The organism is Halococcus sp. IIIV-5B (assembly GCF_003602035.1).
Lineage (GTDB): Archaea > Halobacteriota > Halobacteria > Halobacteriales > Halococcaceae > Halococcus > Halococcus salsus.
In genome coordinates, this window is sequence record NZ_QZWE01000003.1 from 125254 (window position 1) to 151462 (window position 26209).

At 56.2% G+C, this 26209-nt stretch carries 27 protein-coding genes and 1 pseudogene; 10 read left to right on the top strand and 18 right to left on the bottom strand.

All coding sequences use genetic code 11. The features are described from left to right. Nucleotides 1-24: 24 nt before the first annotated feature. The 4 genes from D3261_RS03705 to D3261_RS03720 form a co-directional block, all read right to left on the bottom strand. A complete protein-coding gene (locus tag D3261_RS03705) occupies nucleotides 25-384 on the bottom strand; it encodes an iron-sulfur cluster assembly accessory protein (RefSeq protein WP_120069061.1) in 360 nt (119 codons plus the stop codon). Between the two features lie 330 nt (nucleotides 385-714). Beyond that, nucleotides 715-1452: an NAD(P)/FAD-dependent oxidoreductase gene (locus D3261_RS03710; RefSeq protein ID WP_120069064.1), complete on the bottom strand. Its 738-nt coding sequence runs from the start codon at nucleotides 1450-1452 to the stop codon at nucleotides 715-717. Further along, nucleotides 1449-1934, bottom strand: coding sequence for a flavin reductase family protein (locus D3261_RS03715; protein ID WP_120069067.1), 486 nt, complete (start codon nucleotides 1932-1934; stop codon nucleotides 1449-1451). The genes D3261_RS03710 and D3261_RS03715 overlap by 4 nt, the downstream gene beginning before the upstream one ends. Before the next feature lie 890 nt (nucleotides 1935-2824). Beyond that, nucleotides 2825-3802, bottom strand: coding sequence for a helix-turn-helix domain-containing protein (locus tag D3261_RS03720; protein ID WP_120069258.1), 978 nt, complete (start codon nucleotides 3800-3802; stop codon nucleotides 2825-2827). Nucleotides 3803-4142: 340 nt separating this feature from the next. Here D3261_RS03720 and D3261_RS03725 point away from each other — a divergent pair, with 340 nt between their 5' ends. The 7 genes and pseudogenes from D3261_RS03725 to D3261_RS03755 all read left to right on the top strand — a co-directional run bounded on the left by D3261_RS03725 (nucleotide 4143) and on the right by D3261_RS03755 (nucleotide 9603). Continuing rightward, nucleotides 4143-4706 (top strand): NADPH-dependent FMN reductase, encoded by a 564-nt coding sequence (locus tag D3261_RS03725; RefSeq protein WP_120069070.1) that lies wholly within the window; start codon nucleotides 4143-4145, stop codon nucleotides 4704-4706. Between the two features lie 201 nt (nucleotides 4707-4907). Further along, on the top strand, nucleotides 4908-5585 hold the full coding sequence (locus D3261_RS03730; protein ID WP_120069073.1) for a helix-turn-helix domain-containing protein: 678 nt from the start codon (nucleotides 4908-4910) through the stop codon (nucleotides 5583-5585). A 90-nt stretch (nucleotides 5586-5675) separates the two neighbouring features. Next, nucleotides 5676-6440 (top strand): SDR family oxidoreductase, encoded by a 765-nt coding sequence (locus D3261_RS03735; protein ID WP_120069076.1) that lies wholly within the window; start codon nucleotides 5676-5678, stop codon nucleotides 6438-6440. A 228-nt stretch (nucleotides 6441-6668) separates the two neighbouring features. Beyond that, nucleotides 6669-6974: pseudogene (locus D3261_RS20605) on the top strand (cupin domain-containing protein); the annotation flags it as partial. 168 nt (nucleotides 6975-7142) lie between these two features. After that, nucleotides 7143-7526, top strand: coding sequence for a DUF2255 family protein (locus D3261_RS03745; RefSeq protein ID WP_120069082.1), 384 nt, complete (start codon nucleotides 7143-7145; stop codon nucleotides 7524-7526). 239 nt (nucleotides 7527-7765) lie between these two features. Beyond that, entirely contained in the window at nucleotides 7766-9016 is a 1251-nt protein-coding gene (locus D3261_RS03750) for a nitrate/nitrite transporter (RefSeq protein ID WP_147464917.1), read from the top strand. 305 nt (nucleotides 9017-9321) lie between these two features. Then, nucleotides 9322-9603, top strand: a complete 282-nt coding sequence (locus tag D3261_RS03755) for a winged helix-turn-helix domain-containing protein (protein ID WP_120069087.1) — start codon at nucleotides 9322-9324, stop codon at nucleotides 9601-9603. A gap of 436 nt (nucleotides 9604-10039) precedes the next feature. Here the strand turns inward: D3261_RS03755 and D3261_RS03760 are convergent, their stop codons facing one another. After that, nucleotides 10040-10786, bottom strand: a complete 747-nt coding sequence (locus tag D3261_RS03760) for a hypothetical protein (protein ID WP_120069090.1) — start codon at nucleotides 10784-10786, stop codon at nucleotides 10040-10042. Between the two features lie 667 nt (nucleotides 10787-11453). On the opposite strand from D3261_RS03760, the gene D3261_RS03765 reads away from it, so the two are divergent. After that, nucleotides 11454-12116 (top strand): CDP-alcohol phosphatidyltransferase family protein, encoded by a 663-nt coding sequence (locus D3261_RS03765; protein ID WP_233553870.1) that lies wholly within the window; start codon nucleotides 11454-11456, stop codon nucleotides 12114-12116. A gap of 79 nt (nucleotides 12117-12195) precedes the next feature. Here the strand turns inward: D3261_RS03765 and D3261_RS03770 are convergent, their stop codons facing one another. Further along, nucleotides 12196-12555: a hypothetical protein gene (locus tag D3261_RS03770; RefSeq protein WP_120069092.1), complete on the bottom strand. Its 360-nt coding sequence runs from the start codon at nucleotides 12553-12555 to the stop codon at nucleotides 12196-12198. A gap of 190 nt (nucleotides 12556-12745) precedes the next feature. Here D3261_RS03770 and D3261_RS03775 point away from each other — a divergent pair, with 190 nt between their 5' ends. Beyond that, nucleotides 12746-14695: an aldo/keto reductase gene (locus D3261_RS03775; protein WP_120069094.1), complete on the top strand. Its 1950-nt coding sequence runs from the start codon at nucleotides 12746-12748 to the stop codon at nucleotides 14693-14695. Between the two features lie 38 nt (nucleotides 14696-14733). On the opposite strand, the gene D3261_RS03780 is transcribed toward D3261_RS03775, so the two are convergent. The 9 genes from D3261_RS03780 to D3261_RS03820 all read right to left on the bottom strand — a co-directional run bounded on the left by D3261_RS03780 (nucleotide 14734) and on the right by D3261_RS03820 (nucleotide 21904). Beyond that, nucleotides 14734-15291, bottom strand: a complete 558-nt coding sequence (locus tag D3261_RS03780) for a phosphatase PAP2 family protein (RefSeq protein WP_120069264.1) — start codon at nucleotides 15289-15291, stop codon at nucleotides 14734-14736. A gap of 99 nt (nucleotides 15292-15390) precedes the next feature. Continuing rightward, nucleotides 15391-15855, bottom strand: coding sequence for a metal-dependent hydrolase (locus D3261_RS03785; RefSeq protein ID WP_120069097.1), 465 nt, complete (start codon nucleotides 15853-15855; stop codon nucleotides 15391-15393). A gap of 274 nt (nucleotides 15856-16129) precedes the next feature. Next, nucleotides 16130-16891, bottom strand: coding sequence for a GTP cyclohydrolase III (locus tag D3261_RS03790; protein ID WP_120069100.1), 762 nt, complete (start codon nucleotides 16889-16891; stop codon nucleotides 16130-16132). 69 nt (nucleotides 16892-16960) lie between these two features. Continuing rightward, nucleotides 16961-17620 (bottom strand): hypothetical protein, encoded by a 660-nt coding sequence (locus D3261_RS03795; RefSeq protein ID WP_233553871.1) that lies wholly within the window; start codon nucleotides 17618-17620, stop codon nucleotides 16961-16963. After that, nucleotides 17617-18507: a trans-aconitate 2-methyltransferase gene (locus D3261_RS03800; RefSeq protein WP_120069105.1), complete on the bottom strand. Its 891-nt coding sequence runs from the start codon at nucleotides 18505-18507 to the stop codon at nucleotides 17617-17619. The genes D3261_RS03795 and D3261_RS03800 overlap by 4 nt, the downstream gene beginning before the upstream one ends. Further along, on the bottom strand, nucleotides 18494-19597 hold the full coding sequence (locus D3261_RS03805; RefSeq protein WP_120069108.1) for a glycosyltransferase family 4 protein: 1104 nt from the start codon (nucleotides 19595-19597) through the stop codon (nucleotides 18494-18496). Before D3261_RS03805 ends, D3261_RS03800 begins: the two co-directional genes overlap by 14 nt. Next, nucleotides 19598-19975 carry a 6-carboxytetrahydropterin synthase gene (locus D3261_RS03810; RefSeq protein ID WP_120069111.1) on the bottom strand — a complete coding sequence of 126 codons (378 nt, stop codon included), beginning with the start codon at nucleotides 19973-19975 and terminating at the stop codon, nucleotides 19598-19600. A 185-nt stretch (nucleotides 19976-20160) separates the two neighbouring features. After that, nucleotides 20161-21168 (bottom strand): zinc-binding alcohol dehydrogenase, encoded by a 1008-nt coding sequence (locus tag D3261_RS03815; protein WP_120069114.1) that lies wholly within the window; start codon nucleotides 21166-21168, stop codon nucleotides 20161-20163. Between the two features lie 331 nt (nucleotides 21169-21499). Continuing rightward, nucleotides 21500-21904 carry a PPOX class F420-dependent oxidoreductase gene (locus D3261_RS03820; RefSeq protein ID WP_120069117.1) on the bottom strand — a complete coding sequence of 135 codons (405 nt, stop codon included), beginning with the start codon at nucleotides 21902-21904 and terminating at the stop codon, nucleotides 21500-21502. A 398-nt stretch (nucleotides 21905-22302) separates the two neighbouring features. Here D3261_RS03820 and D3261_RS03825 point away from each other — a divergent pair, with 398 nt between their 5' ends. Next, nucleotides 22303-23544 (top strand): MFS transporter, encoded by a 1242-nt coding sequence (locus D3261_RS03825; RefSeq protein ID WP_120069266.1) that lies wholly within the window; start codon nucleotides 22303-22305, stop codon nucleotides 23542-23544. A gap of 704 nt (nucleotides 23545-24248) precedes the next feature. On the opposite strand, the gene lrp is transcribed toward D3261_RS03825, so the two are convergent. The 3 genes from lrp to D3261_RS03840 all read right to left on the bottom strand — a co-directional run bounded on the left by lrp (nucleotide 24249) and on the right by D3261_RS03840 (nucleotide 26107). Then, on the bottom strand, nucleotides 24249-24704 hold the full coding sequence (lrp, locus tag D3261_RS03830; protein ID WP_120069120.1) for an HTH-type transcriptional regulator Lrp: 456 nt from the start codon (nucleotides 24702-24704) through the stop codon (nucleotides 24249-24251). A 29-nt stretch (nucleotides 24705-24733) separates the two neighbouring features. Further along, nucleotides 24734-25312 (bottom strand): TATA-box-binding protein, encoded by a 579-nt coding sequence (locus D3261_RS03835; protein ID WP_120069124.1) that lies wholly within the window; start codon nucleotides 25310-25312, stop codon nucleotides 24734-24736. A 627-nt stretch (nucleotides 25313-25939) separates the two neighbouring features. Continuing rightward, nucleotides 25940-26107: a DUF1931 domain-containing protein gene (locus tag D3261_RS03840; RefSeq protein WP_120069127.1), complete on the bottom strand. Its 168-nt coding sequence runs from the start codon at nucleotides 26105-26107 to the stop codon at nucleotides 25940-25942. Nucleotides 26108-26209 lie beyond the last annotated feature (102 nt).

The window sequence follows — 26209 nt, forward strand, 5'->3', positions numbered from 1 at the left end:
TAGCGATGTGCTCACCTTGTCCGACTATTGAACGGTGAACGAGTTCCCGCAACCACACTCCGATTCGACGTTCGGGTTCTGCACGTCGAATCCAGTGTTCTGTAGCTCGACGTTGTACGATAGCACGGACCCTCGTAGATACTTGAGGCTCTGGGAGTCGACGAAGACCCGCAATCCATAGTTCTCACTAACGAGGTCGTCCTCCGCGGGTCCGTTATCGAGGTCCAAGTTGTACGACAGCCCCTCACAGCCACCGTTTTGTACGGAAATACGGAGGCCTGCCGTCTCTTCGTTTCTGCCCTTGCTTTCGAGGAGGGTCCGCCCCTTCTCAGCCGCGACCTGTTCGATGAGAACCGGGTCCTGTGTGTCATGGTTCGACATCATATCGAGGGATGTCGCTTGGGAAACCCAAAAGCGCTCTCTGTAGCGCATTGTTGTTGTTTTGGTTACATCGCCGTACGTGACGACGCGTGGCGTGCGTCGTCTCGAAATACCAACTCACGGTCGGTCCTCACCGAGTGCCCGAACCAGATCGATTCGTGTTTTGTAGCCTATCGAGATGTTGTCGACAGCGCTCGCTGGAAGCACGTCTTTGTCGTCTACTCCCGTTCCAACATCTGACTATGAACACTCCCAATCACCCGGTTGACGAGTCAGTGACCCACCGAACATGTGGTCCGTGGGAGGATGGAATTTCGGTCCGCGGCTTCCCGCTCACTCCTCGCGCACGCTCGGGTGCTGGATCGGTTCGTCGGGGTGTCGTTCGGCGAAGTACTTGCGCATGCGTTCGAGGGATTCGGTCTCTCGGCGCTCACGCTCCGCCGAATCGATCTCCTCACACCCCGGTGGCACCTCGCGGCCGCGGCCGGTGAAGTACCCCTCGGGCGCAACCCAGTCGTGGTAGAAGGGGACGTCCGAATCCTCGACCACTGCGACCCCCACCGACGCGCCGTGGCCGGCGACGATTATCGTCTGGTAAGGTTGGAGGGCGAGCCGCCCTGCAGCATACAGGCCCGGTACACCGGTCCGTCCACGGTCGTCGGTCTTGAGGAACGTCTTTCCCCGCTCGATGAACTCGACCCCCTCGACCCCCTCAAGAAAATCGACCGTGTTCCTCGTCGCGGCGACGACGTACGTGGTGGTGAACGTTTTGCCCGACTCTACCTCGGCGACGAATCCGCCGTCAGTCCGTTCAAGCGTCTCGATGTGGGCTTCGTGGCGCTGGCAGCCGGCGCGTTCTGCTTGGTCGTCCATCATCTCCAAGAGGAGGCGGCTATTGACGCCGGCGGGGAATCCCGGATAGTTTTCGAGATGCGCGTTGCGCTGGAGGATCGAATTCCCATCGTTAACGATCAGCGTATCGAGTCCTGCACGGCCGGTGAAGATGCCGGCCGACAGTCCCGCGGGGCCGCTCCCGATGACCAGTACGTCGTGGTCGGTGGCTATTGTCATGCGACTGTTCCCCACTGACCTTCGTAGAAGACGAGCGGTTCACCATCTCTTTGGAGGATTTCCGCCTGTTCAACTTTCCCCGCATATATCGTGTGGTCACCAGCCTCAAACTCGTTGTAGAGTGTACAGTCGATATACGCAAGTGACTCATTGAATATGGGTGCTGCTGTCATTCCGGTATGGATTTTCTCCTCGACAAATGGTTCAGTAGAAGCATCGGTCATTCCTGCGAAGTACTCACCAAGATGACGTTGCGACTTCGTGAGAATATTTACACAGTAACTCTTGCAGTCCTCATTCGTGAGTAACCGATGTGCATTGGTACCGTGGTCGAGACAGATAAGTACCAAGGGCGGGTCCATTGAGAGGCTGGCAAAGGCGTTGACCGTGATACCATGGGGTGGGTCACTCGGGAACGTTACCACAGTAACCCCGGTAGCGAACTCCCCCATCACCTCCCGGAAATCATCTGATTCAGTCATCGTTCTACTGCACCAATCCTCCGCAGAAACGCCGGTTGGTCTATCATACGCTTGTTTATCTAGCGATGAGTCATATTGAGTTCTTGCTGAATGCGTTTATAGTAGTATATTTGATAGATTTCGGCAGTGAAATCCCGCTCACACGCTTAAGTGGAGCGTTAATTCAGTGGCAGAACGCTTGGGGCTGAGTTGCTGTCGGACCGCTACGAAAATGAGGAGCATCCATAGAGTATTATTCGGCTCAATGGTAATGGGGGGGAGAATGAAGAAGGTCTTGCCGCTGAGAAACTACTGTCCCCAGGGAGACAGAAAGCGAGGACTCGTTCGAACTTCCACACCCCTCAGTAGCATTGAAAGATAGAAACTATCCGACGAACGGGTGATGATATCGAACTCATTACCGTATTCGTGTACAGAAAACGCTTACAGCGGATTTTCCCGAACAGGTAGCTATTCGACATCAGAGATCACCACAGATCATGAACTTACAAACGCCTACAACGAAGAGACCGGTTCTCTGTTATAATTGTGACCACGAATACAGCTACGTTGGTACTGATCCGCATCCCAGTCAATGTCCTCGCTGTGGAGAGCAGGCGGTTTCACCAGCAGGCACGCTTGAACCCATTTCGAGCCGTGTTGTGCTAGTTAACGGCCGTCCACAGGTGAAAGTAGTTGCAACGGATACGACCGACCGACTCTTTCGCTACCGATTTTCTGTTACTGGCGGTTATGCCGCTTGTGTTGAGATATCGATCGAGAGCATCTACTCCTTGAAGCGAGACGAGTGGCCTGACGAGCTTCTGCCCCCCTCGATCTGGCGTACTGCTGAGGAGTATGGATATCCACGGTGGTCGGAGACGGTCGATTCCGAATAAGACGAACTCCTCTCAAGACGGCAGTTGTTCTTGTCTTGCTGTTTCAGTTACCGAGAGGGTTTCGTCAAGCACAACATGTAATTCGTCCCCTGCACACGGAATGTTGACACGGATGCGTAGCGGGTCCTCAGAGAGGACCGTCGTTCGGGCATCACTCACACACCATTCGAAGTGCCAGAACGGCTCCGTGCTCAGATCGATACCGCGCTCAGAATGAAACAGGAGTACTTCGGCATTATCGAGGAGGTTGACACCCACACCCGACTGGAGGTCATACCCACACCGCTGACAGGTGTGATCGACCGTTACGTCAAAGTTGCTGTCGTTGGCTGGGTCGTAGACCAGCGTCGTTTCGACGGTTCCTGTGCATTCTGGACATACCCCATCGGCGGCCATGCAGTAATGATGACGAACATAATGATGAAACGCCTGTAGTAGTTCTTCGGATGTTCGCTCATCAAGCCCGCCCGGAGGAAAGGGATATCTCACAAGGATTGTTGAACAATCAACACAAGCAATCGTGAGGAGTTCATCAATGTACCAACCATGCAGATCTCCCTCACATGCGTGGCAAGAGCCGTCAACTGAGAAGAATCCAAGTTCAGCACGGTCGGTAAGCGTTCCCGCAAATATCGAGCTGACGACTTTTCTACCAGGGTGACGGAACTCGTAGCCGTCTTCAGTTCCCTTAATGAAGTGGTCGGTGAGCTTTTGCAGATGATAATTAAAATTAGCCGTATCCGCTATTTCGACCTGTTCAAACAGTTCGGTGAATCCTACAGGCGTTTTATCGGCGTTTGCGTCCCGTAAGGCCTGTAAAATACCGATTCGGGTATCATTTCCTAGAAGTGCGAATGCTTCCGCGGGAAGCATTCTCTCTTTAGTATGTTTTCCCCTTACAGACCCTCGCTTAGATGTGGACTGAGTACCTACCTCAGCCGTTGAGTCGGTTGCGGGTTCGGAGTCCACATTATGACCGAACTGGGTCATATAATACATAGTGCTGATATCGTGGTAAACCTATTGGTAATAGAAGTGAGAGTTCACTGGATAGCTCCCCCATTGTAGTCCTAATGGAGAATCAACAGAGAGGAGAACAAGGTATCCCTATCGGAAAATAAGTCCTGCAGAGGAACGCTGTAGCTGTATTTTCGTACAGAGAAGGCTTATACTGCTCTTTGCCAATAGACATAGCTGGAATGACTGGAATGAAATCGCGTCGTAGAATTCTTAATCAAAGAAAGGATAAAGACTGGGGGATGGTTCAGACAGAGTCTGAATCAGTGGATTGTGTCCAAATCGAGACATCATCAAAATAGAAAATCAGCCTATGACACGCGATCGCCACACGACGCGCATGGCTTTCTCGGTTGAGACAGATAAACAGCCGAACGTGATTGCCGTTCAGGGCGCCATCGAACAGCGTGGGGTTGCTACCCGCGCAATTGGAGAGGTATTGACGGAGGCAGAGAACACAGGAGCTGAGACAAATATCCTTGACCTCGCCGAGCTAGCGCTGCCACCATATAATCCCGACCAACTAGCGTCGGAGGAAATAGATAGCGTTGTACGCCAGATTTCGCGAGCCGATGCTTTGGTGCTTGCCACTTCGATCCAACATGACTCCTACTCAGCTCAATTGAAGAACGCAATGGATTATTGTAGTTCTAAAGACTTCGATGATAAGCCCGTTGGTTTGATTGGTGTGACTGAGGGACGTGGACCTGCTCTCGCTTTGGAGCATCTCCGAACCGTTTGTACGACTATCAATGCCTTGGTACTGCCAATGCAGGTTTCGATTAGTGCGGACTGGGGGCATGACCAGCTATCCATGGACTCCGTAAATGCACTCCGAGCACTGGGTCGACAAGTGGTAGATGAAGCATTTCATTGAATGGAACGCAAACAGGAGCTGTTTTGGTGCTTTCTCCATGGTTGCTGATTGACTATCAATAAATATAGACATGTACATTCAGGGAGTAGAGGGATTAGTGAGAGTTATCTCGATGAAACATCTTGTTTATTTTTCGGGAATGTGAGTATGAGCGGCTAAGAAGCCCGGAGGATTAAGCCTGAAGAGAGCATATCGATCTCCATGACAATCACCACAGAATTCGTCATTCGTTCGCCCTCACTTCCCCTTGTCACTCTCGCTCAATCCATTCCCTCAAACCAAATTGAATGCGTTCACGGACTTTGTCGCGAACGAACAGCTCGAGTATTCGTTGTCTATCTCAACCCGGACGACGATGTCTCCGAAGATGAGCTTGCAGCTTTCGATGAAATTGTCGATGTAACCCCACTCGGGCGAGCAAGCGGCAAGGATGTCTATCAGGTCACCCTCAAACTGGCGGATGTCGTCTCGGATGCGTTCGCCCCTGAGCGGTTCACTGCGAGCCAGGTTGAGCCGACGATCGTCACGCCCGACGGCTGGTACGAAAAGAAGATATTTCAAAACTATAATGCCTTCAATGGGATGCGAACTCGTTGTGAAAGCTATGGGATCGAAGTCGAATTAGTCTCGATATCACAGAACCCTCCTCAGAACAATGGATCCTCTCGATACGGCCTGACCGAGCGACAACAAGAAGCTCTACAATTGGCAATCAGTCAGGGATACTACGAAAGTCCGCGTCAGGTCAGCACTGAGGAACTCGCCGAGGAGATGGGTATCTCACAACCATCTATGTCGAGCCTTCTCCGCCGTGGTGAGCGCCAACTGCTCACTTCTGCACTTGGCTCACAACCGGAAGTAAAGGCTCTCTCGGAATAACTTCTGACGGATGACTTAGCGGCAATCGTACTTAAAGAGGCTTTCTGAATAGCACAAGTCCGAAGCCCATGGCGGGTTTTCGTTTAGTTGATGTCAACGGAATTCGGCTCAGAGCTGGATGGACAGGTTGCGATTGTCACCGGGGCGTCGTCCGGGATCGGGGACGCGACGGCGGAATCACTTGCATCACGTGGGGCCAGTGTCGTACTCGCTGCTCGGCGAGAAGACGAACTCACGGATCTCAAAGCTCGTATTGAGGATAACGATGGCGACGCACTCGTCGTCACGACCGATATTACAGATGACAATGATATCGATAATCTTGTCGAAACGACGGTTGATGAGTACGGTCGCATCGATATTCTCGTGAACAACGCCGGCCTTATGCCGCTCGCACATATCGCAGAGGCAGATAGAGAGACGCTTCAGACGACCATCGATGTGAATCTTAGCGGGCTCATCAAGCTCACCCATGCAGTCGTCCCGACGATGGTTGAACAGGAGAGTGGCCACATCGTGAACCTCTCATCTGTTGTGGGCCGATTCCTCCAGGCGAACAGCTCCCACTATAACGCGACGAAAGCCGGTGTCAAGATGTTCGGTGATTCACTCCGGCTCGACATTGCCGAGAAGGGAATTCACGTCGCCACCATCGAACCGGGTGCAGTCGATACTGAATTGCTCGACCATATCCCGGACGATGAGGTCCAAGCGGGTGTCAAGGAACACGTCGGGTCGATGGACGCACTTGCACCAGAGGATATCGCGCGAACGATCACGTTCGTCGTCACCCAGCCCGAGCGCGTAGATATCAATGAAGTTCTGATCCGACCGCTTGACCAGGTCCAACCGTAATCGAGCTTATGAGTTGGGGTCCTCAAAGCACAGGAAACCCTTAGGAGTTCAGTTGCTTCTGTAGACCATCCACAGTGAGTAGCGGAGTTCATCTACGATCCGGGCCATCATCTGCTCTGCATTGTGGAATATCTTCGGATAGAATGAACTAGAGTCTACTTAAAAGCCCATTTCAGACAGCATTAGTTCTAAGCGATACGTCGCCATACTTCTGACAGGGTACAATAAATGGATATCACAAACGGCTGTTCGCAACCCTCTGCCGAAGGACCGGGCGAGTACTTCACAGGCGATACTCGGATCGATCCCCTATTTGACCCAGAAGGTGAGGCCCGCACAGCAGCGGCCAGCGTCACGTTCGAGCCGAGCGCTCGCACCGCATGGCACACTCACCCACTTGGCCAACGGTTGGTCGTGACGAGCGGATGTGGTCTCGTACAGCGTGAGGGCGGCGAGATCAAACGGATTCGGGCGGGTGATGTAGTCTGGTTCCCGCCCGAGGAGAAACACTGGCACGGGGCGTCCCCGGACAAAGGTATGACACACATCGCAATTCAAGAACAGGAGGATGGCGAGGCCGTTACGTGGCTGGAGCACGTCACCGACGAGGAGTACGGCCCATCGTCGGACAATTGAGCTAATACAAACTATAGTTGTACCGCAATCCGACTATATCGCTGCTAACTTCCGAAGAAAACAATAATGAGTACATGGTTAGAAGATGAACTGAGCGAGATCGCCGAATCCAACGACCTGCATATTGCGCCGTTCCGTGAGGACGGTGAAACCTACGGCACTCCAACGTGGATCTGGTCTGTTCGGGTCGATGACGCCCTCTACGTGCGTGCCTACAACGGGCAGGACTCCAGTTGGTATCAGGCTGCAGTACGAGAGAATGCGGGCCGAATTGAAGCCGCTGGCATGACGAAGGAAGTTACCTTCGAACAGGTTGATGGCTCGATCAACGATCGTATCGATGATGCCTACCGAGGTAAGTACGAAGACAGTTCGTACCTCGATTCTATGATCAGTGAGCGTGCCCGGTCAGCCACGATGAAAGTCATGCCACGTGATTCCGGCACCTAATTGTGGTTGTCAAACGTAAAAGAACAAATTCGTGACAAAATTTGGAGAGCGAGTAAGTCAACGAACACCCTCAGCTTCTCCACGAGTACTTAAGCGCGCTTTCGGTATGCCATCAGAGTCAAACGCTTTGATTTTCTAGACTTAGTTGAAAAGAACATGGCTACAACGTACTTTTTACCTGCTGGGTGCAAGGCTGATAGAGGCACGACGCACTATCGCCCTCTCAGAGGCAATACGCAGTGACGGCAACTGAGATGTCTAATAAGCGAGAGGAAGCCCTCGACTCCACACGAGGATGGCTGATCGTTGGATTAGGCATATGCATCCTCACGACCATCTGGGGAGCCGCTTTCACGTTCACCGTCTATGCCGATCGACTTGCCGCTACCTTCGCTCTCTCTGCATTGCAAGTTTCGTCGGTCTTCTCGATCATGACCGTGTTTTTCCTCGGGGTTGGCGGTCTTTTCGGTGTGTTTGCTGCTCGATTTCCGCTTCGGCCTGTTCTCGTAGCTACCAGCGTCGGTCTCGCTGCCGCCGCCACCCTCATCCAAGTCGTTGATTCATACTTGGGTGTTGTTGTCGCATTCGTGCTTCTCGGGATTGCAGGTGGCACTGCTTTCACCGTCGTCGTCTCACTACCCCCACAGTGGTTCGACGCTAACCAAGGTCTCGCAACGAGCCTCACAATGACTGGTGTTGGTCTTGGCCCACTCGTACTCCCGCTCGTGTGGCTCTGGCTTCTCGCTCGGACCGGATTTCGAACTGCTTTCGCCGTCGTCGTTGGCGCAGCTATCATTGTCGTGCTGACGTCAAGTCTCGTCTATCGTCGGCCTCCAAGTACCTCTCAGAATGCAGTTACGGTAGATGCTACATGGCTCCGCTTACGACTCAGTAGTTCGAAGTTTCTTAGTACCGCAACCGGGTTTGCTCTTGCTTTCAGTTGGTATTACGTCCTCTCTTCATATCTCGTCGATATCCTCACGGCGAGCGGAATCAATGTCGGGGTTGCTGCCGCTGGGCTCAGTATCATCGGCGGTGTGAGTGTCTTTACCCGTGTCGGGGGTGGGTTCGTTGGAGATCGCGTCGGCCGGCGCGGAACCTTCCTTGCGAGTGTCAGTCTCGCCAGTTTATGTTCCTTTGTACTCCCATTTGCCCACTCAAGCGTTCCAGTCTATATCGTTTTGTTCGGCTTTGGCGTCGCTCTTGGACCTCTTGCCTCGCTCTGGTCGCCGATCGTCCTCACTCGCTTTGGACACGAGAACGCAACTGCGACTGTTGGCTTGCTCAACATCGCTACAGGAGGTGTTGCATTCTTCGCACCGCTCGCCATCAGCGTGCTTCACAGCGTGACCGGTGGATACGTTATTCCATTTACGATACTTGGTACTGTCACCGCTCTCGGGGCTGTCCTCTTCCGATGGGGTACGAGTTCAAAGGGTAGTGAACTATGTCAGGAATCGGAATCTCTCAGCACAGAACCAACGGACTAGAAAATTAAGGACCACTCTGGATTCTCTGAATTAGCCTTTTCAGTTGTCTATCAATTAACTCTATTCGATTGAATTAGCATCTAACTCTCTAGGTCTATATTCCGGAGTAGAAAAGGAGAATTGTCTGTCTCTAAGGAGTGTCCAGAAGGTACTCCTTTTGGGCGCCTCCCACTATCCAGAGCTGTCTCACAATGATTGGCCGATGGGTTCTGAGCATCTACTATCATGACGTCAGGCAAACTAGGATTGACGTTATGGCGGGGTTATTTATTGCTCGGAATTTTTGTGAATGAACGATACCACGGATGATTGACGTTCTTGAAGAGGTACTGGTTAAAACTGAGGGTGGGACCAGTCGAGCACGCATTCTCCATTCGCTAAGTAAACGGCCACGAAACGCAAACCGTCTCGCTGGAGTACTGGGAATGGCATACAAAACGGTCAGACATCATCTCGACGTGCTTGTCGACCACGGACTTATCCGAGCCAGCGGCCCTGAATATGGTGCTGTGTATCTCCTCACCGAACAAGCACGACATTCAGGGGACCAAATCGAGGAGTTTTGGCGCGAACAGACTTGCCAATAGTGAGTCGTGAGTAGCCATCAGTACCTAAGAGAGTAGTATGTCGTCCAGCTCAGAGATAATGAAATGCTCATCGTATGGTACATTGAAGCTCACTCGTTTTACTCGTCCTTTGTTCTCCAATCACCGGTAGGATGATCTCGTAGTTCTCGTCTGGCTCCTCGCTAAGGGCGCAACAAAGATAACGGGCTCCAAGACGCTAGCGACGAAATCGATATCATCATTCACGAAACGATCTTTGTCCTATCAGCGTCCGGTTGTATAGACGAGAGTACGCAAGTTCCGAGCATGTTCTACTTGCGTCCTACAGGCGATGTGATGGGATAGCGAAGCTGCACGGTATGGTTTTTAGAGAAGAGTAGGATCTGGAGCAGTGTCAGGTCAAGTCCGACCACGCTTCGCTCGTATTAGCAACAGCCTGTCACAAGAACGCTCTGATTCATAGGGAGTCCATGCGGGCACTACAGTCGAGGCAAACCACCTCTCCTCCGGTCCAATTGACTTCGTTGGTTCCACAATCGGGACACTGCCAGTCATCACTACGGTGTTCGGTCGTCCCCCGCGGTGGGTGGAGGATGCCCGTTTCGAGTACCGATTCCACCACCATCGGGAAGACCCGCTTCTTATAACGGGCACGGTGGGCGAGGTATTCCTCGTCGGCCGGGTTCGCCCCATGAAGGTCGTCCCACTCAACTGCTTGTGAGGTGTTTCGTGAGCAGTGGAGCAGGAGTTCCGTCGCCGCCGCGAGCGGCGGCTGGGTAGCCCAGTCGACCGGATCGTTGGGCGCGGCAGCCTCGTACGCCGCGGCTGCCTCGTCGTAGGCACTTCCCGCCTTCTCAGAATCTGCGATGACGAGTGCATCGCCAACGAACTCGGAGAATACAGCTCGTTCGACGGGATGGTCACGGACGTGATCGCGTTGGTCCGTGGCGACGAGCTGCGCTTGGTGAGCAAGGTTGCCCCCGCGGTCGTCGTGGCCAGCCAGCCGTGCGCAGAGCGCACTGGTCAGCAGATAGCAGAGGCCATCGGCGACGTAGCCCCGCCCATCAGGATCGAAAACGTCGCTCGGATGGCCACCCGCGCCGGCCCACTCAACGTAGGCCGCGAGAGCGTAGGACTCCCTGGCATCACGGTAGATTCGGTCGATAAGATGGGTGATGGCGGCGTCGCGCTGGTCGTTTTCCATGCTATTCGGTTTGTGTCCACCGAATCTGTAAGTCTCGATCCCAGCAAACTGGGTCAGGCAGTCGTAGAATCAGCGTTCGGAACGGTCACCAAGTACTTCTATGCATTCAGAGGGCCGAGGGTGAAGTTGCACGAAAGTCGGAGAGACGTGAGGGCACCTTTATCGGTAGCCGATGCTCACCAATAGAGGTTGATCGGACTTCTGTATCAGCAGTTCGCGAGTTCCTCCTGCTGAGTGCAGGCAAAAATTTTCGCTCTTATGGCGAGAAGGTCATCATCAACGGGAGCTCGGATGGGATGTTCGAATGAGGGTGTCCAAAAAGATCTCTGTGCGGATAGAGAGACGAGCAGTAGTTGGGGGCGCGAAAGTAAGTGTGAACGCGGAGAACCGAACCCACTGAAGGTGCCTCGTGATTATCATTTTGTGACATATAGCGTTCTGTTAAGTATCTCTGATAGAACGGCAGCCAATGCCCCAAACTTGGGGAAGAAATGGGGGCAGTCTCAGGGGCTATATGTTTGCGATGGGAAATGTAGTTCACGTAGTGAAGCCAGTGGATAAAAATCAGCTGTTGGCTCGACGCGAGACTCACGCACGGGGGCGGCTCCGCACACAGTGGTTCTATGTGGCGTGCATTGCGGTTGGCATCGCGGTTGCTGGGTGGGTCGTGCTGAGCGAGTGGTGGCAACCGATTCACGGCATCCAATGGCTGGGGCTCACCGGATTCGTGCTCACTTACGAGCTATGGCTTCTATGGCGACACATCGGCCGCAATCGACGCTCAAACACCGACCAGCTATTCGAAAGTCTCGGTGCGGGCACAGCTGCGACACTGCTGCGTGGCATCGCCATCGCGGCGGTCGCGGGCTTCATTCTCATTCCACAGCCGACGGGACCCGAAGCGTGGCTCCCTGCGGGCATCTACGGGCTCGCAGTTGCCCTGGATTGGGTCGATGGACGGCTCGCACGCTGGAGCGGCCAGCCGACGCTACTGGGGGCAAAACTGGACCGAGAGTTCGATGGCCTCGGGCTGTTGGTCGCCGGTCTCCTCGGCTACGCCTACGGCGTGCTCCCGGTCTGGTATCTCGCGGTCGGCTTCGCCCGTCCCCTATTCGTGGTCGGTACCTGGCTCCACCGCCACCGTGGTGGGACTATCGGCTCGCTCCCCGAGAGCGGGCATCGACGCCAGCTCGCCGGGTCGCAAATGATCGTCTGTAGCGTCGCGCTGCTCCCAGTCGTCACCCCAACGGTATCGATGGCGCTCGCGACGGTCGTCATGTTGCCGTTCGTCGGTGTATTCATCCGCGACTTCATCACGATTCGAGAGTAGGTTCACGATGAGTCTCCATCACCGAAGAAGCGCTCAAAAAGCCGCAGTGAGAGGCAAGCTCCCGCCCCGAGTGTCTTCCTTACCGATCCCAGTAGAGAAGCGCGACCAACACGAGGACGAGCACGGCCTGAGTGGCCTTGTCGACGACGTCGAGCGTCCCGTAGGAATCGGTGATGAGATACCAGATGACGATTTGGCCTGCGGTGAAGGGGATTCCTAGTAACAAGACGGCTCGTCGCCGTGTGCTGGTGAAAATCGCGAGCGGTGCCACGAAGAACACGATGCCTGCAAAGAGGAAGCTCCAGCCAAGTGGGTTCGTAATGAACGATATCCCGAGGTAAAGATGGATTGCACCGGTAACCAACGAGAGAATGATCGCGACCCGGTACAGCGGAGGGACGGTAGCGATGGTGAATCGAGCATCGGGGTTCGTCGTCATGTCGTCACTACTGCGTAGTTAGTGTTGTATTGTTGGAATGCGGCACCGGAATATCGACTCGAAAAGAGACCCGTAGCGATGCACCCATTCTGAGCCGTTCGTTGTGGCTCCGGTCGGAACCGTCTATCGTGGGGGTCCAAGAAGTCGTTCGATCCTCGGTCTTTTCGCACTGAGCGCTCGAGAGCATCACGTGAACTGCCTCTTCGTTGGCGCCGGGGCCGTGGCGCGGAAGTACGCCCAGGACCTCGCTGATTCGCCGCTCAATCTCGCCGCCGTTTGCGACCTCAGCGAGCAGGCGGCGACGCAGTTCGCGACGACACACGGGATCGAAGCGTACACAGATCTCGCCTCGATGCTCGCGAACGAATCAGCACCGCTCGTCGTCAACCTCACCAGCCACGCCGCCCACGCCCCGGTCACCGAGCAGTGCCTCCGCGCCGACCGCCACGTCTTCAGCGAGAAACCGCTCGCGCTGCACGCCGAGCGCGCAGCCAACCTCGTCTCGATAGCTGAGGACCATCGTCTGGGCCTTGATTGCGCGCCGACCACCCACCGTGCCGCCGCCCAGCGACACGTTCGGTCGTTGCTCGGCGATGGCCGCCTCGGGGAAGTCGGAATCGGGTACGCACATGCACACGTCGGCCGCGTGACGAGCTGGCACGAGAATCCAGAATCGTTCCTCGACGTTGGTCCACTGTACGATGGGGCGGTATACCCGATCACGCTGCTGGTCACGCTCTTCGGTCCAGTGAGCCGGATCCGAGTCGCGGATGCGATCGAGTCGTGGCCGAAGCGGGAAGCCGACGCCCCCAGCGGGCCGACCCACTACGAGGCGACGATTGAGTTCGATGCCGGCACGGCAGTTCGGCTGACGGCGAGTCTCTACACGCCGCATCGAGCGCGCGAATTCAACAGTCTCGAACTCCACGGCGACGACGGGTCGCTCTATCTCGCGGATACCGGTGCGCTCGTCACCGATCGCGAAACGATCTCGACAGCCGGTGAGGGGCGACCGTACACCGCAGCCCCTGACCCGCACCCGCCCCGGCGATATTCATATCTCGATGGTCCGGAACGGTTGGCCGATGCGATCGAACGAGGACGGAGGTCGTACACCGGAGCACGCCGTGCGATCCACGTCGTCGCCGTCTGCAACGCGATCGAGACCGCTGCGGACACCGGACAATCAGTCGAGCTGTCGGCATACGGCGTCGAGTACGACCCACCGACCGTGCCACCGGTTCGACCGACGAGCGCGACAGCCAGTGCTCGTCCTGCGACGATCCGACTACCATCGGTCGGGTTGGGCTGCTCACGGTACCGTGATGGGGAGTACGTCGACCGTATTGATTCGATCGCGACCGGCCTCGACGCCGGCTATCGATTGCTCGACTCGGCCGAACTGTACGGAAACGAGGTGCGGATCGGTAATCTACTCGCGACACCCGGGAGCCCGGACCGTGAGGGACTGTTCCTCTTGAGTAAGGTTTGGAACACGAACCACGGACACGTCACAGAAGCCTGTCAGGGGACCCTCAACGCGCTCGGAATCGAAGCGCTGGATTGTTATCTGCTTCACTGGCCGAGTGCCTGGGCTTATCAGGGACCACTTCGGGACCTCGCGACGAAATCGGTCGCCGAGCAGGAGGCGCTAACGTTTCCGGAGGAAGACGACGGAACGCCCCAAACGGTCGACGTCCCGCTGAGCGAGACGTGGAAACGAATGGAATCGCTCGTCGATCAGGGGTTCACCAGAACGCTCGGTATCTGTAACGTTTCCATCAAAGAGCTAGCCCCCATTGTCGAGACTGCCCGGATTCGACCAAGAATCGTCCAAGTCGGGATCGACCCATCGACGCCCCGAACCCAGCTCGTTCGGTACTGTCACGAGCGCGGTATCAGGGTGCTCGCCCACTCGCCGCTGTCGGGTGTCGACCTCGAAACAAACGCGACGCTTCACGATATAGCGGCGGTCCACGACGTCTCCCCAGCGGGGGTCGTTCTAGCGTGGAACGTCGCCCGTGGCGTCGTTCCGATCCCCGCGAGCGTCGATACCGGCCATCTAGTCGAGAACATCGCTGCCGCACGGATCCGGTTGAGTGCAAGCGAACGACGCCGAATCACGGCACTCGGGGAGTGAGCTATCGCGCTCGTCCAATTTCGTCCCGGGTGTTCCAGTCATCGTGTTTTGAAGAAAGCTCCCGTTCGCCGCTCCCGGGACGAGAGCCCACACGCCACGAGGGCGAACGCGGCCGCACCGATCACGACGCCGGCGACCGTGTCGCTGAGGTAGTGGGTACCGAGATAGACCCGTGAGATCGCGACCGCGGCTGCGAGAATAGTAACTAGTATCGACGGAAGAACGGTGGAGCGCCGTGCAACCAACGCGAAAACCGTTGCGGCAGCCGCGTGACCCGACGGAAACGACGATGTGACCGTTTCGGATCCCGAGGTCAGGCAGACCGGATTCGGGGGGAAGGCACGGTCGACACCGAGCATGAGAGCGAAAACAACGGCCCCGGTTAGCATGAGTGCGGGGGCGGCAGTCTTCAGCTCCCGACGCCAGTCGGCTAGGTAAAACAGCCCAAGAAAGACGAGTGCCGCTGTCGCCGAACCCAAACCAGTGACCGACGTCATCACTTTCGTCACCACCGGCGTCCGGGACTCGAACATCGCTCTCGCGACGGTTTCGTCCAACGCGAGCACCCACTCACTGATTCCATGGAGGAGCCCCATCGTCATCCCTATCGGCGCAACGCGGGAAAGATGCGCTATTCGTCACGACAGTGCGACGGCCATCAGTCATCTGACGAAGGGTGGAGCCCGTGCTTGAAGTCACGAATTTGTTCGCACACCGGTGCGATGGCTGTAGATGACCCATACGATGAGGGCAGTCCAAAAGGCGGCTTCAAGGAAGAACGACGGCGTCCAGAGGTAGTAGATGAAGAACTCGCCGGGCGGAATGCCGAGCGGATCCGTCGGCGAGACCACCGGCCAGCCGAGGAAGAGCGCGTCATCCGGGCGACCATTGAGGACGATGTGGAGTGCATCGAGAGCGAGATGTGAGCCCCAGCCGAGAGCCACTGCCGCCCCGCGTCGGCTGGAGAGCGCGATGAGACAGGCGACCGGGAGCAAGAGCGCCGTGTGGGCGATCGAGTGAAACGGTTCGACGAGACCGAGCCACGCGAGCGGTTTGTCCACGACGTCGGGGAGCGCCGCGCCGACGACCACCCAGACGGCCGGTAGCCGTGTGAAACGGCCGAGAAGGGCTGCCGCCGCGAGGTGAGTCACGAAGAGCATAGATCGACTATGGCCCAACAGTGTAATTTGATTCCGACGTGATGGTTATCGCGGTACGACCACGACGACGAACGGGGGCGATCGCCGAGAAATCGGTTCAATTACGATCAGACGTCGTTGGTTAGCTGGCGCAAGCGGATCTCAAACCCTCGTAACTCTGACTGTGTTGTGTAAATCGTATCGTGTACACTTTCGGTGGGTGTGCACCGACGATAGACGCTTTCTCCCTTTAGGAGTTCACTACACTGAACGACTACCGCAGCTACTGGCCTCGTCAGTTGCCGATGACGACGTCGTGGCCGTCGTGGCGACACACTTCGAGGGCGTGTTTTGCGTCCATCCCGGCGGGCTGGGCGGTGCTGGCCCAGCCGACGCCAACCTTGAGGTCGACGTCGACCGCCTCGCGGACGTGGCCGATGGCGTCGCGGTAGGCTGCCTCGTCGAGAGCGGAACAAACACTGATGATGTTGTCACCGCCGACGAAGAAGGCGAGCGAGTCGTGGGCCTCGCGGAGATAGCGCATGAGTTCGGCGTAGCCCTGCTCGATGTGGATGAACGTATCGAACGCGTTGAGTTGGTCGGTATACCTTCCCGTTGCGTCGTTGACGTCGAAGTGGGCGATCTGCACGTCATTGTCGGTGCGGTGTTCCGCTCGAACTGTCTCGCCCCGCAGGATCTCGCGTCGGTCGCTGTCCTGTGCGCTGCCGGCGACTTGTAACTGCGTACTCGCTGTCTCAAGCGCCGCGGCCGGCGTTTCTCCCACGCCAGTGCTCAGACTCACGGTCACAGGGTAGCGATTCGCCACCGACTCCTGAATCATGGAATGCGTCTCCATGTCGATGCCGTTCGTCACGGCGACCATGTTATCGAACCGCGAGAAGAAGACGTAGCCGTCGCGGTTGCCGAACAGCTGTGAGAAGTCGGCGTAGAGGCGCGACTGGAGCGTCTGGAGGTCGACCTCGCGACGTGGCTCCGGGGTGACGGTCCACGGCCCGTAGTTGTCGATCTGGATGAGTGTGATCTGTGTGTTCGCCACGATTATCCAGCGTAGGACACGAGCCAGTATCGGTATTTGGTTACAGGAATCGTCGACCGTGGAGTAGGGTTACCACCGGGGACCACCCGGCCGAAGCCGAGAGAACACACCGCGGATTCGTTCGTACAGCGGCGTCAGCACTGGGTTTTTCCCGATACCGAGGTACGCGCGCTGCGGGCGGTATTCACCGGTGCGAAGCAGGTGGAGGCAGACCGCAGTCGCGCGGTGGTTACCGTCCGCGACACGCGGCGAGCCGCTACCACGACGTTTCGTGAGCACGAGTTCGGCCAGTTCGCCACCGGTTGCGAGTTCGTCGGCGAACGCGACCACACGTTCGACATCGACGCCGGTCTCCGCACCGAGCACCACCAAATCCTCGTTCTCGACGCGTTCTGCTGCACCCATGACGGTGCCGTCCGGCGAGAGCGCCTGCCAGAGCAGTCCTTCGGGACCACCGACGACGCGGAGGCGCTCGAATTCGGTGCGTGAGAGCGTCATTCGCGACCACTCGATGGGACTGGCACGCCACAGAAACGCGGCCGCACCCGGCTTTCGTTCCAGGAGTTCGTCGAGCGCCTCTCGACGACTCATCCCATCGAGAGCGGTCGTATCGAGTCCCGTTTTTTCGCGTTCGAGGGCGAGCCAGTGTTTGACGAGTTCTTCTTCGGTGACGCGCTCACCGTCCGAACCGAAGACGTCCATCACGGCGTTCCATCGGAGAGATCTCACGCTTCGATCGGCACCCGCCCAAGCACGTCGAGTTGGTGGGCGATGTAGACGAGTCCCTCCCGCGTGATCTGTCGGTGGCGCGTCTCGGTCCAGTCGGCGAGCGATTCAGTCTCGATCCGCCCCGTCTCTTCGAGCGCCCCGGCGACGGTGTCCACGATGTATTCGAGAAAGAACTCCTCCTCGGCCGGATAGCCTTCTCCTTGGGGGTGGACCACCCAGTCAGAACTCCCGGCAGCGAGCACAGTAGAGATTTCACATGCCCGCCTGAGGAGGTGCCGACCCGCGTGGCTGTCACCGCCGTCGTCGATGTGGTCGTGGTACACCCGCTCGATTCGAGCGTCGAGTGTCGAATCGATGGCTGGTTCGAAAACCGTCCCGCCATCGAACGTTATTGGGAAGTAATAGAGACCACCGGGACCGAGCGCCGAGAGCAACGAGTCGAAGGCCGACCGGGTATCGAACAGGTCGAGAAACGCCCCGCCGACGAGGAGGTCCCACGTTCCCCGCTCCGCGAACTCGAAGGCGTCGGCGACGACGAACGTGATCTCGACTCGCTTGCCGTGCCCCACGACGTGGAGTTCGTCGCCAATTTTGGTCGCCTCGTATCCCGCTTCGGCCGCCCAGCGCGGGAGACGTTGGCGCGCGGTGTTGAGGTTCGCTTCTCGAATATCGACCAGTGTGTACTCGACTCTCTCGGGCAGAACGTCGCGTTCGAGTAGTCGTTCGAGGGTCGTTCCGATACCGGCCCCGACGTTGAGAACACGGAGAACTCCGGCACCAGCGAGCTCGTCCGCGAGACGGCGAAGGACTCGACGGTTGAGCGCGCGGTCGTCGACGGTCTGCTTCGCCGCCAAATATCGCTGAAACGACTCCTCAGGCTTCGACACGAGGTGATCCCCTCGATTCGGCCGTCGTCCCAGCGATCGCTTCGAGGAATCGCCTTCCTTCGTCGGTGCTCTCCGCCCACGTCGGCCAGCCCTCGTAGCGCTCGCGGGCGGCAGTTCCCATTCGTGCGAGGCGAGCGCGGTCGGCATCGAGTGTCCGGATCGCGCGTGCCACACTACCGGGGTCATCCGGCCGGAGCAGAAACCCGTTTTCGCCGTGGTCCACGAACGCTCGTGCCCCGCCGGCAGCCGTCGCCAACGCCGGGAGGCCGAAACTCATCCCTTCAAGGTAGGCGATACCGAATCCCTCGTGGGTCGACGGTATCGCCAACACGTGGTGCCGTTCAAGCACGGGTGCGAGTTCGTCGTCCGTGAGTTCGCCGACGAACGATACCCCATCGAGGTCGAACGCTTCGACCCGCCGGCATACGGCAGCGACGTAGGCTAGATCGGTTTTGTGACCGACGACGCACAACTCCCAGCGGCCGTCGGGGATCCGGGAGAGACCCTCGATGAGTGTGTCGAGCCCTTTCCGCGGGACGAGGCTACCGAGAAAGCAGATTCGAAGTGGTCCAGGGTCGGTCGCACGAGCTTCGATTTCCATGGCGTCGATGGCGGGGTCGAATCGATCGCCCGCTGGCGGGACCACCGTCGTCGGGAGTGAGGCGAGTTCAGTGACTGTTCGGCGTGTTTTCTCGCTGTTGCAGATGGCGCCGTCGACACCATCGAGATACCGGCGTTCGAACGCCCGATAGAAGCGATTTCGCCATCGTGGATTCTCTTCGCTACACCGGAGGTGGTGGACGATCGTCACGATAGAGACGTTCCGACGTGCGCGAAGCCGGCGATTCAGACCGACAAGCGTGGGCGAGGCGAGTTCGTCTTCTAGGAGCACGTCGAAGTCGGTGTCGAGTCGGTCGAGGAGTCGGTCCGAGAACCCATCGAGGAGTCCGTGGATGGGCTCACGCCACGGGAGGGAGATGACGTCGACGCGGTCGCCATGGTCACGGAGTGTTTCGATGAGTTTTCGATCGTAGCGAAAGCCACCAGTGTTGGTGGCAAGGTCGCCGTAAATCACCAGTCCAACGTCCATTTAGACGGAGTCCTCGTAGACGGCCGACGCGTTTTCGTCCTCCCAGATCGTTACGGCGAGGGTTTCGAGGGCTGCGGTATCGAGTTTCTCACTAACGAATTCCCAGAGCACGCGCGCGAATCGCTCGACGCTCGGGTTGTGTGCCTCGAAGTGTGGCTGGTCGTTGAGCAGGGTGTCCCCGTAACGTGCACGAATTTCGGCGAGGATTCCTTCGACCGCGTCGATGTCTACGAGGTAGTTGTTTTCGTCGAGCTCGGGGCCGGAGAGCGTGAGTTCGACCTCGTAGTGATGTGAGTGGACCCTGCCCTCGAGACCGGGATCCGATACTGTGAGGTAGTGCTGAGCGATGAACCCCTCAATGACGGTAACGGTGTACATGCTCGGTGAATGATTGCCAAATATAAATATCGTCGCGCTCTGGAAAGTTTGGTGGCGTCAAGGCAGTAGTCATCGCCCATTGTACCACGAGTGAACGAAGCAAACGAGTGAATTTTTCGGTCAGGGTTTGGGTGGAAAACGGTTGTTGAGCGAAGCAAGCTTATCCGAAGTCGGACGTGGAAAGTTCAATAAGTTAGGAGGACTCCGAGAGTATCCGCGGGCGAATCGTCGAGAAGTCGGTAGGCGTCAGCGGCGCATTCAACTGGAATCCGATGGGTAATGAGTGAGGAAGTGTCGAGCTGTCCGAGAAGCCGCCATGCCTCACTGAGTCGGCGTTCTTTGGTCCACCGACCCCGGTCTTCGGGATCGATGGTGCTGACCTGACTGCTTTGGAGACGAATGCGACTTCGGTGGAACTCACCGCCGAGGTCGAGTTCCGTAGGTTTCGTGCCGTACCATGATCCAACGATCACGCGACCGGCGGTTCCCGTGCTGTGGATAGCATCGTTGAGCGCGGACGGATTTCCCGAGAGTTCATAAGCAAGGTCCACTCCATCGGGTTCGATGCTCTCGAAATAGTTGTGTATGTCTTCGTCGGGCGCAAGGGCGTAATCGGCTCCCAGTGACAGTGATAGTTCTCGGCGTTGGGTGTAGTCATCTACAGTCAAGAGGGTCTCAAGCGGAAATTGTGCGAGCAGCGCAGTCGTGAGCAACCCGACGATCCCCTGCCCAAACACCGTGACACGTTCGCCTATCGCTGGGCCACCGTCGAGGAGAAAATTCACAGCGGTTTCTGCGTTTGCCAGCAACGCGGCCGCGGCGTCGGAGACGGGATCCGGAACTCTGTGGAGGTGCTCTGGTTTGGTGAGGAAGTGACTCTCGTGAGGATTGAACGCGAACACTCGTTGATCGAGCCAGTCAGTATCGACGTCCTCACCGACCGCCGTCACACGACCGACTGCTGCGTATCCATATTTGGACGGGTACTCGAAATCACCGTCAAGAGCATCGATGGTCTCGTCGGCTGCCATCGATTGAGGGACTTGTCCACGGTATATTAGTAGCTCCGTGCCAGCGCTGATAGCCGATACTGCCGTGCGCACTTGGACTTCGCCAGCCCCTGGATCTGGGACCGCCGATTCACGAACCATGACATCGCCTGGACCTGTAAACAAGAGCGACCGTGCCGTCATCGGTGATGCTGCGTGGAACCAGCTTGTTCCGGGAGCGAGATATTGGATGCCACAACCGCGTTGGTGCTTCTCACGATAGTTGTGTTCATACCAACATCCATGTCGTACGACTGAAAGTATCTGTGCGTGGCGGAAACAGATGTGAGGCGAGCAAGACGAATTCGAGGAGCTCCACGAGATCTCCGCTTGGTGGATAGCGAGCATGAACGGTATCTCGTTGATTGTTACTCATCCTTTGCTCTCTAAACAAGAATACATCTCTATTGTGAGGTTATAATGTCGATAAGTAGTTATTGTATGCCCATTGAATAGCCTGGAGCGTAATTACGCGTCATGAAATGACACGATTTGGACGAACTTTCAGTAGGACTCGTGGGCCATCTGAGCCACCAAACCCAGGATAGGTATCTTCGCCGAGATACCGTTGGGAAAGTTGGTTGATGTGTTCGTCGGCACCCTCCTCGGTGATTTCCGCGACTTTCCCGTGAATAACTAAAAATCGGTTCCCTTGCTCCGGGTCAGTCATTGAGACAATGATATGAGGGTTCTGCTTGACGTTCCGTTCCTTGCGGCTTCCCCGGAACGTATTCACAAGAACATATTCTCCATCATGGTCAATCCATGTTGGTGTTGCGTGTGGATTTCCATCAGGGAGCGTGGTCGCGATATGTGCATGTGTACGGTCCTCGAAAAGGTGGTGGAATTCTTGCGGGATTTCAGGCTGATTATTGCCCATGCAGCACAGTCCTCCGCAATGCATATACCTGTTTTCTCAGTGAGTGTTATGACCATCACCAGGAACTATACCAAGTGTTCAAAAGGTATTCCTTTTAGACGAATTGTAAGACAACGGATCAGCTGTCTGTCGAGCTCTCAAAGCATTATGCATTCATCTCAGAGCGTATTCTACCGGATCGTTATGCCTATGACAATGACTTCTCGCACAACTCTTTTATAAGTTGCTGACCAATTGGTTAGTATGGTAAAGGCACTACAGAACGAGACGTATTTGCACCGATACGGTACCGACGAACACGGGGCGATCACTTCTTGAGCGAGGCGACAACCACAACCGAAACCAGCGATACAATTCTCGGTGTCGACCGCGAAATCTTTACACTCGGCATCGCCCGGATGATGGACTCAATCGGGAACTCCTTCCTTGCAGTAGTCCTCCCGCTCTACATCGCGAGCGGAGTCATCTCGGGTGGCACACTTGGATTGTCTGTCTCGCTGATCACCGGGATCATCATTTCGGCCTTTGGGTTCCTCAACAGTATTGGCCAAGTCTTCACCGGTCGGTGGTCCGACCGCCTCGGTAACCGAAAACTGTTCATTGTCACCGGGTTGGCGATCCTCGCGATCGCGAACTTCGCATACACGTTCTCGGGAAGTTACGTCGTGACGCTCGTGATCCGCGCGATTCAGGGTGTTGGCGTGGCCTTCACCGTGCCCGCGACTATCGCACTGGTCAACGAGCTCTCAACCGATGCGAACCGTGGCGGCAGCATGGGCACGTTCAACACCTTTCGCTTGTTGGGCTTCGGGATTGGTCCGATGGTCGCCGGTGGCGTCGTTTCAGCGGGCCCGTACTCGATCCTTGGGTTCAGCCTCACCGGCTTCGACGCCGCTTTCTACATCGCGACGATTGGCGCAGCTCTCGGTGCCGTGCTTGTGCTCGCGCTGGTCGCCGACTCCGAGAACACCCACGCAGAGGCCGGCGACGATATTTCAGTGGCAGTGTTCGACCACGATGGTGACCACCTCCTCGACCCGATCTTCGCGCTCGGAGTTGCCTCACTGTTCATGGCCGTCGGGATCGCCTTTTTCTCGACGATTCAGACCGAGATCAATACGCACCTGAATCAGGGTGCGACGCTGTTCGGCATTGAGTTCGGCGCGTTCGTTATCTCTCAAGTGTTGCTCCAGACACCGATCGGGAAGGCGAGCGACGAGTACGGACGAAGGTCGTTCATTCTCGCCGGCCTCGTGGTGCTTATTCCGGCGACGCTAGCACAGGGGCTGGTAACGACGCCGCTCTTCATGATCGCCGCGCGTGCCATCCAAGGTATTGCGGGTGCGATGGTGTTCGCACCTGCGCTCGCGCTTGCCGGCGACCTCGCTGGCGAAGGTCAGTCAGGGAGCCAGTTGTCCGTACTCACGATGGCGTTCGGTCTCGGAAGTGCTATCGGCCCGCTTTCGTCAGGGTTCCTCGTGAGTTATGGGTTTATCTACCCGTTCGCTTTCGCGGCAGTGCTCGCACTGGTTGGAGCAGTCATCGTCTACACCCAAGTCGAAGAACCTACTCACGGTAGTAGTGATACTCCATCTCGATCGGAGGCGACATTCACTGCTGCGAGCGCAAACGACGACTAAATCTGGTCGACATTGGCGGCGACGCCTCAACTGAGTTCACCGATAATTCATGATGAGCTGTTAGACTATCGCTTTAATTTCCAAGTATCATGGTGGCCATCCACAGGACGGATGTCAAGACTGCTAGTGAAGCTGTTCTCCGAACGGCGTGTACCGACGTCTAGAGTAGGAACCAAACGGATCAGGGTTGATGGACGAAGTCACTGATGCTAAGAAAGTAGCTGACGATCCCGTGGACCTCGCCAGCATTCTCTATGTGCAAAGTAGCTACCTTGAACAATATCGCATTACGAACCAAGACCCACCGAGTGTTATTCGTCTTTTGCTCTCCAATCTGGAGTACCTCGCTCGGTTCTTCTGACATCCTCATTTTCTGATGAACTACACATGGTCACCGATGTCAAGAGCCGCTATCAGTCAGCCAGTCGCCTGTTGGCGAGGAAAGTAGGCACGAAGTGGGAAGTGAATGGGTATGGGTACCCAGACTGGATCAGCCACTTCCCACATGAAGAGCTATGTACTAACATCATAGTTCTTTTGATTTTCGGCCATACTGACAATCAATCCCACAAAATAATAAAGTGAATGGGGAGAGAGGATTACTTTGGCTGGATCGGCCACTTTTCCTACGCAACTTCATTAGAGTGCTTGTAGCCACTCGGCAACTCAGCGTGACTCATTGCGTACTCTCGTCTACAGAGATGCTACTCGATGTCGAGTTCGAACTGCTCGTGTTCGCTGACCGTATTCAAAACCACGTTCGTATTGGATTCTTGAATTCCAGATTCGTTCAGCAGTGTCTTGATCTGGTCGTTCGTCTCGTCCGTGTCTTTGAATTTCCCAACCATGACAACGTCGTAGTCACCAGTGGTTTCGTAGATTGTAGTTATCTGGACGTGCTCACGGAGGCTCTCAACGACTTCGTCTAGCGTACTCCCATCGACGTTGAGTTGGATGACCGCTGTCACATCATAGCCTAGTGCGCCGTAATCCACCTCCGGTGAGTACCCCTTGATTACCCCCGTCTCTTCGAGATTGGACAGGTGATTCGAGACCGTCGTGACCGAAACATCGAGTTCTTCAGAAAGGCTTCGGAGGCTCGCCCGGCCATCATCTATGAGTGCGTTGATGAGCTCCGTGTCGAGGTTCTCGTACGTCATTTCATGGGATCGCTTCAGTTCAGGTATTGTTACCCGAAGAGGGAGAGCTCGGAGAGACGTTCAACGAGAACTTCTGTCGCCTTTTCTGCGTCCTCGAGTTGCTTACAGCCTGTGATGACGGTCTTCCCGGAACCGAACAGGAGCGCGACGACATCTGGCTCGTCAAGTCGATAGACGAGTCCTGGGAACTGCTCCGGTTCGTATTCGACGGCTTCGAGTCCAAGACCGATCGCGATCGCATTGAGATTGAGTGTTTCACCGAGGTCACCGCTCACAACGATATTCTGGACGGTGATCGCCGGGTTTTCATCAACTCGGAGGCTGAGATTGTTGAGTGTTTCAAACGTCGATTCCAGCGCCTCGTAGACGCCCTCAACCGAGTTCGCGCCAGTACACACTATCTTTCCGGAGCGGAAGATCAACGCTGTTGCTCGTGGCTCCTCAGTCCGATATATCAGGCCGGGAAAGTTCTCAGGGTCGAAGTCAACGCCCTCGAGATCCATTGCGAGAGCCTCAAGATCAATCTCCTGACCAATCGCTGATGAGGCAACGACATTCTGAATTTCGAGGGCGTCCAGATATCGGTCTACGTTCGGGCGCTCAGCCATTGGAGTCATCTGAACTGAAAGTAGCAGTGCTAAATAACCTCACATCATGAGCTCCATCGGTACACGCACATATCGCCAGTGAGGAACTGCATAACTCGGTGTGCATGTTCGCGACGGCGAAGCCGAGCTCGGCGGCACTCGTGGTTACCCCACGTATTCGATTTCTCTACATCGTGGGGTAACGTTTAACCCCACCATGTCCGCGGTTCCGTGTCTTAGCAAATATTGGAGCGAGACTCTGGTTCGAATAGTGGGTGAGAACTAGTGCGGGGCTCCCTTCCTACTGAACATATGAGGTTATGAGCGAGAGTCCACATTCAACACCGTGACCACCGCCTCTGTTCATATTCAGGACCTCCTGCTTCTCTCCGACCCCTCAGGTTGAGAGTGCGACCGAAACCAGGACACCGAGTGCGTAATTCGACCAGCGATTTTCCGAAGTTTCAGTGGAAACCCGGTGTCCTGCGAGGTTGGTTACCCCACGTTCGGGAACAATCCCCGAATTGTGGGGTAACGAAAGACGCCTATATCTGAAGACTCGTCGTTTAGGCACACGGCACAGAGGCGACGCTTGCTTGTATCTACGTTCTACAATAAAAGTGGCTCTCTAGCGCATTCGAACTCGGTTTAGAGGTCGCGTGACTGAACGGTCTTGCGGTCATTATCTTCGGCTCGGCGAGCGGCATCAGCGAGGAGGTCGGCTACCTCGTCGTCAAGGGAGTCATAGAAATCCGCGGAGACGTTCATCTGGTCAAGCTGCTCCTTCACCGCCGACTGGACAATCAGGTTTGCCATACCCGGAGTTTTCACCAAGAGAGACTTATAAGCTATCGAAGTACACTGAAAGTGGAGAATTCGTCAGGCCAGATGGCTTCTCAATCTCTCACTGACTCGATC